This window comes from Staphylococcus sp. HMSC077D08, from assembly GCF_001837945.1.
Lineage (GTDB): Bacteria > Bacillota > Bacilli > Staphylococcales > Staphylococcaceae > Staphylococcus > Staphylococcus epidermidis.
In genome coordinates this window covers 438,007-454,824 of record NZ_KV834762.1, presented here as the reverse complement: position 1 = coordinate 454,824, position 16,818 = coordinate 438,007, and the positions used below count along the sequence as shown (strand labels likewise).

Below are 16,818 nucleotides of genomic sequence, written 5' to 3'. Positions count from 1 at the left end.
AGATGAGTGTGAGAAATCTACCCATTATAGCATTAGATTTTAAATCAGCAGACGAGGTTCATACATTTTTAAATAAGTTTAATGAACCGTTATGCGTCAAAATTGGGATGGAGTTATTTTATCAAACAGGGCCAGCTTTAATTAAATCCATTAAAAAAAGAGGTCATGATATCTTTTTAGATTTAAAATTACATGACATACCTAATACTGTGAGCAAAGCAATGGAAGGCTTAGCACGTTTAGACATTGATTTAGTCAATGTTCATGCTGCCGGTGGTATTAAAATGATGGAAGAAGCTAAAAAAGGGTTAAGAAAACATAATGCTGATATTAAAATCATTGCAGTTACTCAATTAACTTCAACTACTGAAAGACAATTACATGAAGAACAAAATATTCAAACCTCTATAGAGGAGGCAGTTCTAAATTATGCGCGTCTTACTAAAAAAGCTGGATTAGACGGTGTCGTATGTTCTCCTCTTGAGGCTAAGATGATTTCTAAAGAACTAGGTTCTGACTTTTTAAAAGTGACACCAGGTATTCGCCCGAAAGGCGCAGCTCGTAATGATCAACAACGAATTACAACACCTGAGGAAGCTAAAACTTTGGGGTCAACACATATCGTAGTAGGTCGACCTATCACTCAAAGTGAGCATCCAATTGACAGTTATCATAAAATAAAAGAAAGTTGGTTAAGTTAAATGGCTAAAAATATTGCTAAAGCATTATTAGACATAGAGGCAGTTTCATTATCTCCAAATGATTTATTTACTTGGAGCTCAGGAATTAAATCGCCTATTTATTGTGATAATCGAATAACTTTAGGGTACCCTGAAGTGCGTAATGCGATTAGAGATGGGTTAATTCAATTAATTAAAGAACATTTTTCTAACGTTGAAATTATCTCGGGTACGGCCACTGCTGGTATCCCTCATGCAGCTTACATTTCAGAAAAAATGGAATTACCTATGAATTACGTTAGATCAAAAAGTAAAAGCCATGGTAAACAAAACCAAATAGAAGGTGCAAAAAGCGAGAATAAAAATGTCGTTGTAGTCGAGGATTTAATTTCTACTGGAGGTTCTTCGATTACAGCTGTCGAAGCATTGGAAGAAGCGGGAGCTAATGTGCTTGGAGTCGTTGCTATATTCACATATGGTCTTGCAAAAGCAGACGAGACATTTAATAAGGCTCATATTCCGTTTTATACTTTAAGTGATTATAATGAGCTTATAGAAGTTGCGAAAGATGAAGGGAAAATCTCTTTAAATGACATCCAAACATTAGTTGATTGGCGAGATAACTTATCGTAATATATGAATGGTGAGAGGGCGTCTAATGGAACAAAACAATGATAATAATCATCTTTATACTTTAATAAAACATTGTAATGAGTTTCTTTATAGACGAGATGATTATAGAATTCCATCTTATTCTCAATCAGACCATTCTAGTAAAGAAAATATTTCAAAAACAATGAATGATGAAGTATTTAAACATTCAATTGAAATTTTTAAACGTGCCAAGAAAAATTTAAATCATTAACTATAAATCGATATTGTAAAAACACTCCAAAAGTGATGAATCAATTAACTTTTGGAGTGTTTTTTATGAATTAACTGCGAAATCATAGTAAATTTTTTATTAAAAAGTCAGAATGAATTGAATTGTGGAAATAAGCTGAGAAGAAAAATCACTAGAGTATTCTAATTCATCGTACAATTGTACTTTACCTTCAATGCATATTTGAAATAATGATATTCAAATCAAGAAATTCTACACGCATCATTTACGATAAAACAAAGGTTATAATAATTTCCCAAAATTAACGTATAAACATCTTAGTCATTAGCCATCCTATTAATAGAACTAATGCAAATATTAATAATGGCACACCATAATGTATGAGCATAACAACGCCTCCAATCTTAATCGAACTATCAATCAAATTAAGAATCAAACTATATTAAAGTTCTAATTTTTTAGATCCTATATAACTACATTCTACAATGAAAGGATATACATGTTAAAATAATAAGTAAGATTGATTTTTAAATAACAAGAATACGATATAAAAGAGGGAGTAGCATATGGACATACCAAAAATTACGACGTTTTTAATGTTTAATGATGAAGCTGAAGAAGCAATTCAATTATACACAAGTTTATTTGAAGATAGTGAAATTATTACAATGGTGAAGTATGGCGAAGAAGGACCGGGCACGCCTGGCTCAGTGCAACACTCCATCTTTACGTTAAATGGCCAAGTATTTATGGCGATAGATGCAAATAGTGGGGAAGAGTTGCCTATGAATCCAGCAATGTCACTATATGTCACTGTTAAGGATACTATGGAGATGGAACGTTTATTTAATGGTTTGAAAAGTGAGGGTGCCATTTTAATGCCTAAAACAGAGATGCCACCATTTAGAGAGTTTGCATGGGTTCAAGATAAATTTGGCGTGAGTTTTCAACTTGCTTTACCAGAAAACAAATAGATTAAAAAGGACAGCAGAATGTTGAATGATATGTGCATTCAATTCTACTGTCTTTTTTTATGTTATGATTCTTTCATTTGTTGAATATGATCATAATCAGGTGTTGCAAATAGGGTCTTTTGGTTGTCATATGTCACGAATCCAGGTTTTGCCCCAGAAGGTTTATGAACGTGTCTAATTTCTGTATAATCTACAGGAATTTGAGCTGAACTACCAGCTTTAGAGAAATACCCAGCTAGCATTGCCGCTTCTTTAATCGTTGTTTCGCTTGGACTCTCATTGAGTATGACAACATGAGATCCTGGAATATCTTTTGTATGGAACCATAAATGATTTTTATGTGCCTTTTTATTGGTAAGATAATCATTTTGTTTATTATTTTTACCTACTAAAATCGTATCCCCATCAGTAGAATGATACGTTTGAAGTTGAATTTTAGACTGCTTTTTCTTTTTACTTTGTTTTCTTTGCTTCATGAATCCCTGTTCAGCAAGTTCATCGCGAATATCATCGATATCATCTACGGTAATGTGCTTTAACTGTTGCTCAATATTATCAAAGTAATCAATATTCTCTTTAGTCAGTTTAATCTGATGAGTCAATTCGTGCTCTCGTGTTTTCATACGGTTATATTGTTTATAATAGTATTGAGCGTTAGTTGATGGCGATTTTGTAGGGTTAAGTGGAATCTTTACTTCTTCACCAGTATAGTAATTCAACGCTATAACAGAATCGTCACCTTGTTGAATACGATATATATTAGCTGTGATCAACTCTCCATATAATTGCTGAGTTTCTTTGTTTTTAGCACTTTCATACTCATCGATAAGTTTACTCAATTTATTTTGTTGTTTTTGCAGTTGCTGTTGTACAAATCTGACTAAATCATTTGCACGTTGTTTTACTCTTTCTCTCTCACCACGTGCATCATAAAAGCGATCCAATAGTTCATGAAGTGAATGATACTCAACTATATCATCATAGAATTGATTAAGTTTCATGAAATAGAAATCCTCTTTACCTGTTTCATGATTTTTATGAAAGACAGGAGTAGATGCCGATTTGGTTTCGGCCATGACTTCATCAAAAGCATCAGGTAATGTTTCTTGAGTCATAAATTGACGACGATTCACAATTTCATTAGCGATTAGTGGACTAAAGCCCTCACATATATTAAGTAATTGCTTGGCAATCTTTCCAGCATTAAAGTCAATATATTTTAATACCTCTTGCCCTGTTAATTCATAAGGATTGATTTTATTTTGATTTGGTGGTGCTTCATATTTGAAGCCAGGCATAACGGTTCTGTACTGATTTGTGTTAGGAGTTAGATGTTTAAACCCTTCGATGATTTTACGTTGATCATCGACAAGGATAAGGTTACTATGTTTACCCATTATTTCCAATATAATAGTTCTATATATTGTATCACCAATTTCATCTTTACTTTCGATATCAATCTCTATACGTCTATCGTTACCAACCTGTCGAATTGCTTTTATGAAGCCTCCCTCAAGGTGTTTACGGAAAACTCTTGCAAACATTGGTGGTGTAAATGGATTGTCGTATTTCTTAGTAGTTAATTGTAAACGAGAGAAACTAGGATGAATCGATAGAAGTAGTTGATGATTTTTACGATTTTGTCTAATTACAATAATTATTGTGTCATTTTCTGGTTGATTTATTTTATGAATTCGGCCTGAGACTAAACCCTGTAATGATTCAATCATTTTTTTAGTAAATAAGCCATCATATGCCATAATTATCTGCCACCTTATACTTTTTCATTCATCATATTGTAACATGCGTAAAGTGAGAGGTCATGATTAAAGACTGTAAATTATTTTAAAGTTGAATATTCTTAATTTTTAAAGCAATTTATAAAGGTGAAATGAAGTGCATAAAAATTTTAAAAATATGACGAAATAAGATGAATTTGACTCTATAACAAAGTACGGCTATACATATATCGTAGCAATATGATATTATATTTAAATAATAGAAGAATAGCTTAGAGAGGTCGTAAGGCATGGATAAGGAAAAAGGACTGTTAATTGTTCTTTCAGGCCCTTCAGGTGTTGGAAAGGGAACTGTTAGAAAAAAGATATTTGAAGACCCAACTACTTCATATAAGTATTCTATATCAATGACAACACGTCATATGCGTGAAGGTGAAATTGATGGTGTAGATTACTTCTTCAAAACAAAGGAAGAATTTGAGGCGTTAATTAAAGACGACCAGTTTATTGAGTATGCACAATATGTAGGTAATTACTATGGTACACCTGTACAATATGTAAAGGATACTATGGAAGAAGGTCATGACGTCTTTTTAGAAATCGAAGTTGAAGGTGCTAAGCAAGTAAGAAAGAAATTTCCAGATGCTTTGTTCATATTTTTAGCGCCTCCAAGTTTAGATGACTTGAGAGAACGTCTTGTTGGTAGAGGAACTGAATCAGATGAAAAGATTCAAAGCCGTGTGAACGAGGCGCGAAAAGAAGTAGAAATGATGAATTTATACGACTACGTTGTAGTTAACGACGAGGTTGAACTCGCTAAGAATCGAATTCAGTCAATTGTTGAAGCTGAGCATTTAAAAAGAGAGCGAATCGAAGCTAAATATAGAAAAATGTTACTGGAGGTCAAAAAATAATGTTAAATCCACCGTTAAACCAACTTACTGCAAAGGTGAATTCAAAATATCTTATTGCCACTACGGCGGCTAAAAGAGCACGTGAATTAGATGAAAGACGCGAAACAGCGCTTTTAGATCAGTACCAATCAGCTAAACCTGTTGGAAAAGCTTTAGAAGAAATTGCTGATGGTAAAATAGAACCTGTTGTACCGAAAGAATATTTAGGATAAAGTTTTATTTATATTGGTAGAGCCTGGGACATAAAAATTGTCCTAGGTTTTTTAATTACTAGTAACATACAAAATAGTTGAATAGCGCTTAAAACAAGCTTGAAATCTGACTAAAATTCTTTGTCCAACTTGAAAGTTACATTTAGTAATAGTCACTTTTTTAATTTAATGATTAATTTGTGTATAATAATTATAAATATGTCGTCAATGAATCTGAAACATAAATGACTAGTTTTAGCCATTAAATCTCTTCGCAGTAGATTGACTACCCTGAAAATATACTTAAAATAAAACGTGTCAGGGTCTGAGTTTCTGTTATGAAAATTTTGTTAGATTCTCTATTTAAGGTCATATTGCGACAGGGTGGGATAATGAATTTATTATGAATTCTATTCCGCTCTCTTTTTACGAAGGATGCGCTTTTGCATAGCCAAAGTTGCCTTTAAATTTGATAATTAATAGATAACACATAACTAAATTATTCCGTTCCATTTCTAATTTAGGCGTATCGATAAAGTATTAAAGGAGAATATAAATAATGAAACATATTTTATTAGCTGTTACAGGCGGTATCGCAGCATATAAAGCAATTGATTTAACAAGTAAATTAATACAATCCGGCTATGATGTAAGAGTTATGCTATCTGATCATGCTCAAGAGTTTGTTACTCCACTAGCTTTTCAAGCAATCAGTAGAAATCCTGTTTACACAAATACATTTAAAGAAGAAAATCCTGAAGAGATTCAACATGTATCATTAGGAGACTGGGCAGATGCGATTATAGTCGCGCCAGCAACTGCTAATACTATCGCAAAATTAAGTGTTGGAATTGCTGATGATTTAATTACTTCTACATTACTTGCTACAACAACACCAAAATTCGTTGCACCCGCAATGAATGTAAATATGTATAACAATCCGCGTACTAAGCATAATATGAAAGTGCTAAGTCAAGACGGATATTATTTTATTGAACCTGGTAGTGGCTATTTAGCATGCGGTTATGTAGCAAAAGGACGAATGGAAGAACCCATGCAAATCCTATCTGTTATTAATAAATTTTTTACTCAACAGGAGAATGTTGTAAAAAGCTCTTTTTCCGGAAAGCACGCATTAGTTACCGCTGGGCCTACAGTTGAAGTTATTGATCCAGTTCGATACGTATCAAATCGTTCATCAGGAAAAATGGGATATGCTATAGCTGAAGCATTACGAGATAAGGGGGCAATCGTAACTTTAATTAGTGGTCCTACCCACTTATCTCTACCGGAAGGGATTAATGTTGTTAAAGTTGAGAGTGCAGAGGATATGTTTCAAGCTGTAACCGAACGCTTTGCGAAACAAGATATAGTGATTAAAGCAGCGGCGGTGTCTGACTATACACCAATGGACATACTTGAACATAAATTAAAAAAACAAGAAGGAGGATTATCTGTTCAATTTAAGCGTACTAAGGATATTTTAAAATACTTAGGAGAAAATAAAACGCACCAATATCTTGTTGGTTTTGCTGCTGAAACACAAAATATTGAACAGTATGCTCTAGACAAACTCAAAAGAAAAAATGCAGATGTTATCATTTCGAACAATGTAGGTGATACATCAATAGGCTTTAGTTCAGATGACAATGAATTAACTATGCATTTTAAAAATAATGAAAAAGTAAATATTAAGAAAGGGAAAAAATCAGCTTTAGCACATCAAATTATAGAAATTTTAGAAACTAGGTGGCAGTAATGATTGCAAAAGTAATTGTTGATATTCCGTCGAAAAGTGTCGATTTTAAATTTGATTATATTGTTCCTGAAAATTTAGAACGTGTGATTCAAATTGGCGTTCGCGTTGTGGTACCTTTTGGTCCTAGAACTATACAAGGATACGTCATGAATATTCAACAAGAACCAGATAGAAATATGGATATATCGAAACTAAAAGAAATAAAAGAAGTGCGTGATATTAAACCTGAATTAACATCCGAACTGATTCAATTAAGCGAATGGATGAGCCATTATCATGTGATGAAACGTATTTCTGTTTTAGAAGCGATGTTGCCAAGTGCTATTAAAGCAAAGTATAAGAAAGCTTTTTCAATCATTGATACAAAAAATATATCTTCAAAAACCAGAGCGCTATTTAACAATGACGGTTATTACTTATATAAAGAAGCTCAGCAAAACAATGATTTAGAAGAAATGTTGACTTTGTTAAATCAAGGATTGATTGAAGAGATCACGATACTTTCTCAAAACACAAAAAAGAAAACTCAAAAAGCTGTTGGCGTAGTTAATACGTTGAATGGTGATGAAGTACTTGCAAAACTCGAGAAATATACAAAACAATATGATTTGTATGCATTTTTATTAGAAGAGTCTCATCGAACAGTGTTTTTAAAAGAAATCAATGATATGGGTTTCTCTCACTCGAGTTTAGATTCTTTAATCAAAAAAGGTTATATTGAAAAATATACCGCCGAGGTTTTTAGAGATCCTTATGCAAATCGTATATTTGAACAAGAACAAAAGAGGATATTAACTAAAGAACAGCAAGATGCATTTGAAGCTATTAAACATTATATTCATGATGAAAAAGAAAGAACATTTTTATTACACGGAGTCACAGGTTCAGGTAAAACCGAAGTCTATCTTCAAACAATAGAGGAAGTTCTTAATAAAGGTAAAGAAGCCATGATGTTAGTGCCGGAAATCGCCTTAACACCTCAGATGGTGCTAAGATTTAAACGTCGATTTGGAGATGATGTAGCGGTATTACATTCCGGACTTTCAAAAGGTGAACGTTATGATGAGTGGCAAAAAATTAGAGACGGTCGAGCTCGAGTGAGTGTAGGTGCTCGTTCAAGTATTTTCGCACCGTTTAAAAATTTAGGCATCATTATTATTGATGAAGAACATGAATCTACATATAAACAAGAAGATTATCCCAGATATCATGCGCGTGATATTGCACAATGGAGAAGTCAATTTCATCATTGTCCTGTCGTTTTAGGTAGCGCAACACCTAGCCTTGAATCATATGCTAGAGCAGAAAAAAATGTTTATGAATTGTTGTCATTGCCACATAGAGTCAATCAACAAGCGTTACCGCATATTGATATTATAGATATGAGAGAAGAATTGAGTGAAGGTAACCGTTCCATGTTTTCTATAGCACTAAGACAAGCGATACAAGAACGGTTGGATAAAAAAGAACAAATAGTACTATTCTTAAATAGAAGGGGATATGCTTCATTTATGTTATGCAGAGATTGTGGATACGTTCCCCAATGCCCCCATTGTGATATTTCGTTAACATATCATAAAACAACCGATCAATTAAAATGTCATTACTGTGGTTATCAAGAAAATCCACCTTCTCGATGTCCAAATTGTGAAAGTGATCATATCAGACAAGTCGGAACTGGAACGCAACGTGTAGAAGAATTATTACAACAAGAATTCCCTCAAGCTCGTATTATAAGGATGGATGTTGATACAACTTCAAGAAAAGGTGCACATGAGAAATTGTTAAATGACTTTGAAGCAGGAAAAGGAGATATCTTATTAGGTACGCAAATGATTGCTAAAGGTTTGGATTATCCTAACATTACTCTAGTTGGTGTGCTCAATGCTGACACTATGTTAAATTTACCTGACTTTCGTGCCAGTGAACGAACATACCAACTTTTAACTCAGGTATCTGGACGCGCAGGTCGTCATGAAAAAGAAGGCCAAGTTATCATACAAACGTACAATCCTGATCATTATTCAATAAAGGATGTGAAATTAAACGATTATCTCTCTTTTTATCAAAAAGAAATGAATTATCGAAAATTAGGAAAATATCCACCTTACTATTTCTTGATTAACTTTACCATTTCACATACAGATATAAAAAAGGTCATGGTGGCTTCTAAGCATATTCATCAAATTTTAGTACAGCACTTAAGTGAAAAAGCATTCGTGCTAGGTCCTTCACCAGCAGCACTAGCAAGAATTAACAATGAATATCGTTTTCAAATACTAGTAAAATATAAGAGTGAGCCTCAATTACATCAAGCGTTACAATATTTAGATGATTATTATCATGATCAATATGTAAAGGATAAACTATCATTAAAAATTGATATTAATCCACAAATGATGATGTGAATGAAGTGTCAAACATCAAAAAGCCTCAAAATCCATCACTTTAGATGTTTTTTGAGGCTGTTCTTATAAATCAAACTAAGTGCGCCATATGGATATTCAATTGATTTACATTCTGACATTCCCGTTAGCATCGGCAGGTTTGAATAATGTTAAAACTGCACTAATAATTGCTAACACATGCGGGATAGCAGTCCAACAAAATAGAATATGCAATAATCCTTGAATTGGTTTGCCAGCATAAAATTTATGGATGCCAAAACTACCAAGAAAGACTGCTAATAAAATATAAATGACTTTATTAACTTCCATTTATATCAACTCCTTTAGCATAATGCTTTATATATCTTACATTTCTTATTTTATAATTTAATCAAAATTAAGCAATTGTTTTACTTTATAACTTTGATATTTCATTCTAAAGTATGAGGTGAACGAAGAGGAGATAAAGATATAAGCTTACTTTGAAAGGTCGCAATTTCATACTAAGTAAGTTATAATGATATGATGAATTTTAATGAGGAGCCTAAGTGATGACTGTAAAGAAATTAGTAAAATCAACACATCCTATTTTGAATAAAACGATTCAACCTGTAAGCACGTATGATCAAAAACTAAAAGTGTTATTGGAAGATTTGGAAGATACATTATATCATGAGGAAGCCGCTGCAATTAGTGCACCTCAAATTGGAGTAGATCAAAGTGTTGCACTCATCGATATGGAACAAGAAGGGTTATTACAACTTATTAATCCTGTCGTTAAAAGTCAATCTCAAGAGACTGTTTCTGACTTAGAAGGCTCAATCAGTTTACCTCATATATATGGAGAAGTTAAACGTAGCAAAATGATCACTGTACAAAGCTATGATATCAATGGAAATGCAGTTGAATTAACTGCATATGATGATATTGCACGCATGATTTTACATATGATTGATCATCTTAATGGAATTCAATTTACCAAAAGAGCACATCATATATTAAATGAAACTGAAGTGGAGGCGTATTTTGACAATGAGTAAAATCATTTTTATGGGAACACCTGATTTTTCAACGAAAGTTTTAGAGATGTTAATTGCTGAGCATGAAGTTATCGCTGTAGTGACACAACCTGATAGACCAGTGGGACGTAAGAAAGTGATGACACCACCACCAGTAAAAAGAGTAGCTACAAAACATCAAATACCGGTATACCAGCCTGAAAAACTTAAAGATTCTCAAGAATTAGACGTGTTACTTTCTTTAGAATCAGATTTAATAGTAACGGCTGCGTTCGGTCAACTATTACCAGAGTCCTTACTCAATGCACCTAAATTAGGAGCTATTAACGTCCATGCATCATTGCTACCTAAGTATAGAGGAGGAGCACCTATACATCAGGCTATCATTGATGGCGAGGAAGAAACTGGAATCACGATTATGTATATGGTTAAAAAACTTGATGCAGGTAATATCATCTCGCAACAATCAATTCGTATTGAAGAAGAAGATAATGTTGGTACAATGCATGATAAATTAAGCTTTTTAGGTGCCGAATTATTAAAGAAGACACTTCCTAGTATCATTGATAATACCAATGACAGCATCCCCCAAGATGATGCACTTGCAACATTTGCATCTAATATTCGTCGTGAAGACGAGAGAATTGATTGGAATATGAGTGCACAAGCAATTCATAACCATATTAGAGGACTGTCTCCTTGGCCAGTAGCTTATACAACTATGAACGAAAAGAATCTCAAATTATTTAGCGCTTTCATTGTGAAAGGGAAAAAAGGTAATCCAGGAACAATTATTGAAGCTACTAAGCATGAACTCATCATAGCTACTGGTTCTGATGATGCGATCGCACTTACTGAGATTCAACCTGCAGGAAAAAAACGCATGAAAGTTACTGATTATTTAAGTGGTGTACAAGAGTCGTTAGTTGGGAAAGTTCTATTATGATGAAATCAGTGCGAACATATGCATTAGAAACAATCAACGACGTCTTAAATAAAGGTGCTTATAGTAATTTAAAAATTAATGAGGTTCTATCTACAAATAACATTAATACAGTAGATAAAAATTTGTTCACAGAATTAGTATATGGAACACTAAAAAGAAAATACACGTTAGATTATCTACTTAAGCCTTTTATCAAAACTAAAATCAAATCATGGGTACGACAATTACTGTGGATGAGTTTATATCAATATTTATATTTAGATAAAATACCTAACCATGCTATTATTCATGAAGCGGTAGATATAGCAAAGAAACGCGGTGGCTATCACACAGGGAATATAGTCAATGGTATATTACGAACAGTAATGCGCACTGAATTACCAAGCTTTGAAGATATAGATGATACTAAAAAAAGAATTGCAATTCAATACAGTCTTCCCAAATGGATTGTTGATCATTGGGTGACGCATTTTGGAATAGAAAAAACTGAAAACATTGCACAATCTTTTTTAGAGCCTGTAGCTACAACCGTGCGTGCCAATATATCTCGTGGTTCTATTGATTCAATTATCTCTAAGTTAGAACAGGAAGGTTACCATGTTAAAAAAGACGATATGTTACCATTTTGTCTTCATATATCAGGCTTGCCTGTGGTTAATTCAAACGCTTTTAAAGAAGGTTATATCTCTATTCAAGATAAAAGTTCAATGATGGTAGCTTATGTAATGAACCTAGGGCGTGATGACAAAGTTTTAGATGCGTGTAGCGCACCTGGTGGTAAAGCTTGTCATATGGCAGAAATTCTGTCACCAGAAGGTCACGTCGATGCAACAGATATTCATGAACATAAAATAAATCTTATTAAACAAAATATTAAAAAATTGAAATTGAATAATATCAAGGCTTTTCAACATGATGCCACAGAAGTATACGATAAAATGTATGATAAGATTCTTGTTGATGCACCGTGTAGTGGTTTAGGTGTTCTTAGACACAAACCTGAAATTAAATATAGTCAATCACAAAATAGTATTAAGTCTTTAGTAGAATTACAATTACAAATTTTAGAAAATGTTAAAGATAATATTAAACCTGGTGGTACAATAGTGTATTCAACATGTACAATAGAACAAATGGAAAACGAAAATGTCATCTATACTTTTTTAAAGAGACATAAAGATTTTGAATTTGAACCAATCCAAAATCCAGTAACTGGTGAACAAGTTAAAACGTTACAGATACTTCCACAAGATTTTAATTCTGATGGATTCTTTATTAGCAAGATAAAAAGAAAGGAAAGTTAGAAATGATAACTGCAGAAAAAAAGAAGAAAAACAAATTCTTGCCTAATTTCGAAAAACAATCAATCTACTCCTTAAGGTATGACGAGATGCAACAATGGCTTATTGATCATGGACAACAAAAATTTAGAGCAAAACAAATTTTTGAATGGTTATACCAAAAGCGTGTAAATACTATTGATGAAATGACTAACCTGTCTAAAGAGTTACGTCAAATTCTTAAAGATCATTTTGCAATGACGACATTGACCACTGTTGTTAAACAAGAAAGCAAAGATGGAACAATCAAGTTTTTATTTGAATTACAAGATGGTTATACTATTGAAACTGTTTTAATGAGACATGAATATGGAAATTCTGTCTGTGTTACAACACAAGTAGGATGTAGAATTGGTTGTACGTTTTGTGCTTCTACTTTGGGCGGATTAAAGCGTAATTTAGAAGCAGGAGAGATTGTCTCCCAAGTATTAACTGTACAAAAGGCACTAGACGAAACGAATGAGCGTGTATCACAAATTGTCATTATGGGCATAGGTGAACCTTTCGAGAATTACGATGAAATGATGGATTTCTTAAGAATTGTTAATGATGATAACAGTTTAAATATTGGTGCACGTCATATTACTGTATCTACATCAGGAATTATTCCAAGAATTTATGATTTTGCCGAAGAAGATATACAAATAAATTTTGCTGTGAGTCTTCATGGCGCTAAAGACGAAATAAGATCAAGATTAATGCCTATCAATCGTGCTTATAATGTTGATAAGTTAATGGAAGCTATTCGTTATTATCAAGAAAAGACAAATCGCCGTGTTACTTTTGAATATGGATTATTTGGTGGTGTTAATGACCAACTTGAACATGCGAGGGATTTGGCACATTTAATTAAGGATCTCAATTGCCACGTTAATTTAATACCAGTTAACCATGTCCCTGAAAGAAATTATGTAAAGACACCAAAAGATGATATTTTTAAATTCGAGAAGGAATTAAAGAGATTAGGAATTAATGCTACAATTAGACGTGAGCAAGGGTCAGATATTGATGCTGCATGTGGACAATTAAGAGCGAAGGAACGACAAGTAGAAACGAGGTAAAGACATATGTTAAACGCACAATTTTTCACTGATACTGGGCAACATCGTGAGAAAAACGAGGACGCTGGCGGTATATTTTACAATCAAACACAGCAACAAATGCTAGTATTATGCGATGGCATGGGTGGACATCAAGCTGGAGAAATAGCTAGTCAGTTTGTCACTTATGAACTTCAAAAGCGTTTTGAAGAAGAAAATCTAATTGAAATAAATCGTGCTGAATCGTGGTTGCGTTCGAACATTAAAGAAATCAATTTTCAGCTGTACAACTATGCTCAAGAAAATGAAGAGTACAGAGGTATGGGTACTACGCTCGTTTGTGCCATCATTTATGATAAACAAGTTGTTGTAGCAAATGTAGGAGATTCGCGCGCTTATGTAATTAATCAGAGACAGATGGATCAAATTACGAGCGACCATTCATTTGTTAATCACTTAGTAATGACGGGGCAAATTACTAAAGATGAAGCATTTCATCATCCACAACGTAATATTATTACTAAAGTCATGGGAACAGATAAACGTGTTTCTCCAGATTTGTTTATCAAGAGAACTCATTTTTATGATTATCTTCTTTTGAACTCTGACGGACTTACTGATTATGTCAGAGATTATGAAATCCAAGAATTACTAAGTTCAAATAGTTCATTAGACGTACATGGTAATGAGTTATTGGACTTAGCGCTTGCTCATGATTCAAAAGATAATGTCAGCTTTATCCTTTTAAAGTTAGAAGGTGATAAAGTATGATAGGTAAAGTCATAAATGAACGCTATACTATAACCGATAAACTCGGTGGTGGTGGGATGAGTATTGTCTACTTAGCTGAAGATTCAATACTTAACAGAAAAGTTGCTATTAAAGCGATTTCGATTCCTCCAAGTGAAAAAGAAGAGACATTTAAACGTTTTGAAAGAGAAGTACATAATTCTTCTCAACTTTCTCATGAGAATATAGTCAGTATGATTGATGTAGATGAGGAAGATGATTGTTTTTATATTGTTATGGAATACATAGAAGGTCCTACTTTAGCGGAATATATACACAGTCATGGTCCACTTAGTGTAGAAACTGCTATTCAGTTTACAGAACAAATTTTGAGTGGAATCAAACATGCGCATGACATGAGAATTGTTCATCGAGATATTAAACCACAGAATATATTAATTGATAAGAATAAAAAATTACAAATTTTTGATTTTGGTATTGCTAAAGCATTGAGTGAAACGTCGCTGACTCAAACGAATCATGTTCTAGGAACCGTTCAATATTTATCACCTGAACAGGCTAAAGGCGAAGCTACTGATGAAAGTACTGACATATATTCAATTGGTATTGTATTATATGAGATGTTAGTTGGAGAGCCACCATTCAATGGAGAGACTGCAGTGAGTATTGCTATAAAGCATATTCAAGATAGCATCCCAAATATTACAACGGATAAAAGAGATGATGTACCTCAATCATTGAGTAATGTCGTTTTACGTGCAACAGAGAAAGATAAATATCATCGCTATCATACTGTTCAAGAAATGTGTGACGATTTAACAAGTGCGTTACATGAGAATTGTTTGAATGAAGAAAAATACGAACTAGATAAAACTAAAACTGTACCACTCACTAAAGATGATTTGAATCATAAAATCTATGATGAACAAAATCAAAATGACCTTAATAAAACCATGCAAATACCTATTGTTAATGATTCAATAAAACAACAAGAATTTCAATCGTCTGAACCACGTTATTATCAAAAAAGCGACAAAAAACGTTCTAAAATGAAAATTGCAATTTTATCAATCATTTTTGTAATATTATTAATTGGTTTATTTTCTTTTGTAGCTATGGCTGTTTTTGGAAATAAATATGAAGAAATGCCTGATCTTAAAGGGAAAACTGAAAAACAAGCTGAAAAGGTATTAGATAGTCATCACCTAAAAGTAGGTGACATATCAAGAAATTATAGTGATAAATATCCTGAAAACCAAATTATTAAAACAAATCCAGATAGTGGAGAACGCGTCGAACAAGGGGATAGAGTTGATATCGTTCTATCCAAAGGACCAGAGAAGGTTAAGATGCCAAATGTTTTAGGTATGTCGAAAAATGATGCGCTAAAAAAATTAAAGGCTATCGGATTTAAAGATATTCACGTTGAGCAAGCTTATAGTCAAACATATGAAAAAGGATTAATTTCTGAACAAAGTGTTGTAGCTAATAGTGAAGTTTCCGTTAATAATCATCATATTACAATTTATGAATCATTAGGTGTTCGACAAGTATATGTCAACAATTATGAAAATAAGTCATATGAGTCAGCAAAAAAAGAACTTGAAGATAAAGGATTTAAAGTTCAAGTGACAAAAGAAAACAACGATGATGTCGAAAAAGGTAATGTCATTTCTCAATCTCCAAAGGATAAAACTGTTGATGAAGGTTCTATTATACTATTAGTAGTTTCTAAAGGAGAAAAGTCTGATGAAGATGATGAGGAGGACAAGGATACAACGACTAAAAATGAGACTGTTAAAGTACCGTATACCGGTAAAAAAAATAAAAGTCAAAAAGTAGAAGTATTTATTCGTGATATTGATAACAAAGGTGATTCAGCAGTTCAAACGTTTAATATTAAAAGTGATAAGACAATTAATATTCCTTTAAAAATTAAAAAAGGAAGTGACGCTGGCTACACCATAAGAGTTGATAATAAAATTGTAGCTGATAAAGATGTGAGCTATGATGGCTAAATGAGTAACAACTAATGGGAAGTAGATAATAAATTTGTAGTGTAACTTTTCAATGATGATTATAATAGAGATAATTTTGAATGATTATCTAATTAAAATGAAAAATCCTTAAAAAAGATGAAGAGTCTGTACATATGAATACATATGTTGCAGGCTCGTTTTATTAATGTGAGACAATTTGTCTTTAAAAATTTATTGAAAACAATATACTAGTAAG

At 32.9% G+C, this 16,818-nt stretch carries 16 protein-coding genes; 14 read left to right on the top strand and 2 right to left on the bottom strand.

All coding sequences use genetic code 11. The features are described 5' to 3' along the window. Nucleotides 1-8 precede the first annotated feature (8 nt). The 4 genes from pyrF to HMPREF2663_RS06615 all read left to right on the top strand — a co-directional run bounded on the left by pyrF (nucleotide 9) and on the right by HMPREF2663_RS06615 (nucleotide 2,498). Nucleotides 9-701, top strand: coding sequence for an orotidine-5'-phosphate decarboxylase (gene pyrF / locus HMPREF2663_RS06630; RefSeq protein WP_002457397.1), 693 nt, complete (start codon nucleotides 9-11; stop codon nucleotides 699-701). After that, on the top strand, nucleotides 702-1,313 hold the full coding sequence (gene pyrE / locus HMPREF2663_RS06625; protein ID WP_002475939.1) for an orotate phosphoribosyltransferase: 612 nt from the start codon (nucleotides 702-704) through the stop codon (nucleotides 1,311-1,313). A gap of 25 nt (nucleotides 1,314-1,338) precedes the next feature. Beyond that, nucleotides 1,339-1,545: a hypothetical protein gene (locus HMPREF2663_RS06620; protein WP_002475937.1), complete on the top strand. Its 207-nt coding sequence runs from the start codon at nucleotides 1,339-1,341 to the stop codon at nucleotides 1,543-1,545. A gap of 545 nt (nucleotides 1,546-2,090) precedes the next feature. Next, complete coding sequence (locus HMPREF2663_RS06615; protein ID WP_002446249.1) at nucleotides 2,091-2,498, top strand: VOC family protein; 408 nt, start codon at nucleotides 2,091-2,093, stop codon at nucleotides 2,496-2,498. Nucleotides 2,499-2,560: 62 nt separating this feature from the next. On the opposite strand, the gene HMPREF2663_RS06610 is transcribed toward HMPREF2663_RS06615, so the two are convergent. Next, on the bottom strand, nucleotides 2,561-4,258 hold the full coding sequence (locus tag HMPREF2663_RS06610; RefSeq protein WP_002457392.1) for an Rqc2 family fibronectin-binding protein: 1,698 nt from the start codon (nucleotides 4,256-4,258) through the stop codon (nucleotides 2,561-2,563). A gap of 269 nt (nucleotides 4,259-4,527) precedes the next feature. On the opposite strand from HMPREF2663_RS06610, the gene gmk reads away from it, so the two are divergent. The 4 genes from gmk to priA all read left to right on the top strand — a co-directional run bounded on the left by gmk (nucleotide 4,528) and on the right by priA (nucleotide 9,509). Beyond that, complete coding sequence (gene gmk, locus HMPREF2663_RS06605) at nucleotides 4,528-5,151, top strand: guanylate kinase (protein WP_002446251.1); 624 nt, start codon at nucleotides 4,528-4,530, stop codon at nucleotides 5,149-5,151. Beyond that, on the top strand, nucleotides 5,151-5,363 hold the full coding sequence (rpoZ, locus tag HMPREF2663_RS06600; protein ID WP_002446252.1) for a DNA-directed RNA polymerase subunit omega: 213 nt from the start codon (nucleotides 5,151-5,153) through the stop codon (nucleotides 5,361-5,363). The genes gmk and rpoZ overlap by 1 nt, the downstream gene beginning before the upstream one ends. Nucleotides 5,364-5,901: 538 nt before the next feature. After that, nucleotides 5,902-7,101 carry a bifunctional phosphopantothenoylcysteine decarboxylase/phosphopantothenate--cysteine ligase CoaBC gene (gene coaBC / locus HMPREF2663_RS06595; RefSeq protein WP_002446253.1) on the top strand — a complete coding sequence of 400 codons (1,200 nt, stop codon included), beginning with the start codon at nucleotides 5,902-5,904 and terminating at the stop codon, nucleotides 7,099-7,101. Next, nucleotides 7,101-9,509: a primosomal protein N' gene (gene priA / locus HMPREF2663_RS06590; RefSeq protein ID WP_070846071.1), complete on the top strand. Its 2,409-nt coding sequence runs from the start codon at nucleotides 7,101-7,103 to the stop codon at nucleotides 9,507-9,509. Before coaBC ends, priA begins: the two co-directional genes overlap by 1 nt. Before the next feature lie 105 nt (nucleotides 9,510-9,614). Here priA and HMPREF2663_RS06585 read toward each other — a convergent pair whose 3' ends face one another. After that, entirely contained in the window at nucleotides 9,615-9,818 is a 204-nt protein-coding gene (locus HMPREF2663_RS06585) for a TM2 domain-containing protein (RefSeq protein ID WP_001830141.1), read from the bottom strand. A gap of 221 nt (nucleotides 9,819-10,039) precedes the next feature. On the opposite strand from HMPREF2663_RS06585, the gene HMPREF2663_RS06580 reads away from it, so the two are divergent. From HMPREF2663_RS06580 to pknB, 6 genes are read left to right on the top strand one after another with little or no spacing between them, the layout of a single operon-like run. Next, the gene (locus HMPREF2663_RS06580; RefSeq protein WP_001830064.1) at nucleotides 10,040-10,528 is read left to right on the top strand and encodes a peptide deformylase; all 489 of its coding nucleotides are present in this window, start codon (nucleotides 10,040-10,042) and stop codon (nucleotides 10,526-10,528) included. Further along, nucleotides 10,521-11,453 carry a methionyl-tRNA formyltransferase gene (gene fmt / locus HMPREF2663_RS06575; RefSeq protein ID WP_002446256.1) on the top strand — a complete coding sequence of 311 codons (933 nt, stop codon included), beginning with the start codon at nucleotides 10,521-10,523 and terminating at the stop codon, nucleotides 11,451-11,453. Before HMPREF2663_RS06580 ends, fmt begins: the two co-directional genes overlap by 8 nt. Continuing rightward, nucleotides 11,450-12,757 carry a 16S rRNA (cytosine(967)-C(5))-methyltransferase RsmB gene (rsmB, locus tag HMPREF2663_RS06570; RefSeq protein WP_002446257.1) on the top strand — a complete coding sequence of 436 codons (1,308 nt, stop codon included), beginning with the start codon at nucleotides 11,450-11,452 and terminating at the stop codon, nucleotides 12,755-12,757. Before fmt ends, rsmB begins: the two co-directional genes overlap by 4 nt. A 2-nt stretch (nucleotides 12,758-12,759) precedes the next feature. After that, entirely contained in the window at nucleotides 12,760-13,854 is a 1,095-nt protein-coding gene (gene rlmN / locus HMPREF2663_RS06565) for a dual-specificity RNA methyltransferase RlmN (protein ID WP_002446258.1), read from the top strand. Nucleotides 13,855-13,860: 6 nt separating this feature from the next. Next, a complete protein-coding gene (locus HMPREF2663_RS06560) occupies nucleotides 13,861-14,604 on the top strand; it encodes a Stp1/IreP family PP2C-type Ser/Thr phosphatase (protein ID WP_002446259.1) in 744 nt (247 codons plus the stop codon). Continuing rightward, the gene (pknB, locus tag HMPREF2663_RS06555; RefSeq protein ID WP_070846069.1) at nucleotides 14,601-16,601 is read left to right on the top strand and encodes a Stk1 family PASTA domain-containing Ser/Thr kinase; all 2,001 of its coding nucleotides are present in this window, start codon (nucleotides 14,601-14,603) and stop codon (nucleotides 16,599-16,601) included. The genes HMPREF2663_RS06560 and pknB overlap by 4 nt, the downstream gene beginning before the upstream one ends. The last annotated feature ends 217 nt before the right edge of the window (nucleotides 16,602-16,818 follow it).

Bases quoted from the DNA above. Each gene is read 5' to 3' on its own strand.
- pyrE (WP_002475939.1), top strand. From the start codon at position 702: ATGGCTAAAAATATTGCTAAAGCATTATTAGACATAGAGGCAGTTTCA.
- HMPREF2663_RS06620 (WP_002475937.1), top strand. From the start codon at position 1,339: ATGGAACAAAACAATGATAATAATCATCTTTATACTTTAATAAAACAT.
- HMPREF2663_RS06615 (WP_002446249.1), top strand. From the start codon at position 2,091: ATGGACATACCAAAAATTACGACGTTTTTAATGTTTAATGATGAAGCT.
- HMPREF2663_RS06610 (WP_002457392.1), bottom strand. From the start codon at position 4,258: ATGGCATATGATGGCTTATTTACTAAAAAAATGATTGAATCATTACAG.
- gmk (WP_002446251.1), top strand. From the start codon at position 4,528: ATGGATAAGGAAAAAGGACTGTTAATTGTTCTTTCAGGCCCTTCAGGT.
- rpoZ (WP_002446252.1), top strand. From the start codon at position 5,151: ATGTTAAATCCACCGTTAAACCAACTTACTGCAAAGGTGAATTCAAAA.
- coaBC (WP_002446253.1), top strand. From the start codon at position 5,902: ATGAAACATATTTTATTAGCTGTTACAGGCGGTATCGCAGCATATAAA.
- priA (WP_070846071.1), top strand. From the start codon at position 7,101: ATGATTGCAAAAGTAATTGTTGATATTCCGTCGAAAAGTGTCGATTTT.
- HMPREF2663_RS06585 (WP_001830141.1), bottom strand. From the start codon at position 9,818: ATGGAAGTTAATAAAGTCATTTATATTTTATTAGCAGTCTTTCTTGGT.
- HMPREF2663_RS06580 (WP_001830064.1), top strand. From the start codon at position 10,040: ATGACTGTAAAGAAATTAGTAAAATCAACACATCCTATTTTGAATAAA.
- fmt (WP_002446256.1), top strand. From the start codon at position 10,521: ATGAGTAAAATCATTTTTATGGGAACACCTGATTTTTCAACGAAAGTT.
- rsmB (WP_002446257.1), top strand. From the start codon at position 11,450: ATGATGAAATCAGTGCGAACATATGCATTAGAAACAATCAACGACGTC.
- rlmN (WP_002446258.1), top strand. From the start codon at position 12,760: ATGATAACTGCAGAAAAAAAGAAGAAAAACAAATTCTTGCCTAATTTC.
- HMPREF2663_RS06560 (WP_002446259.1), top strand. From the start codon at position 13,861: ATGTTAAACGCACAATTTTTCACTGATACTGGGCAACATCGTGAGAAA.
- pknB (WP_070846069.1), top strand. From the start codon at position 14,601: ATGATAGGTAAAGTCATAAATGAACGCTATACTATAACCGATAAACTC.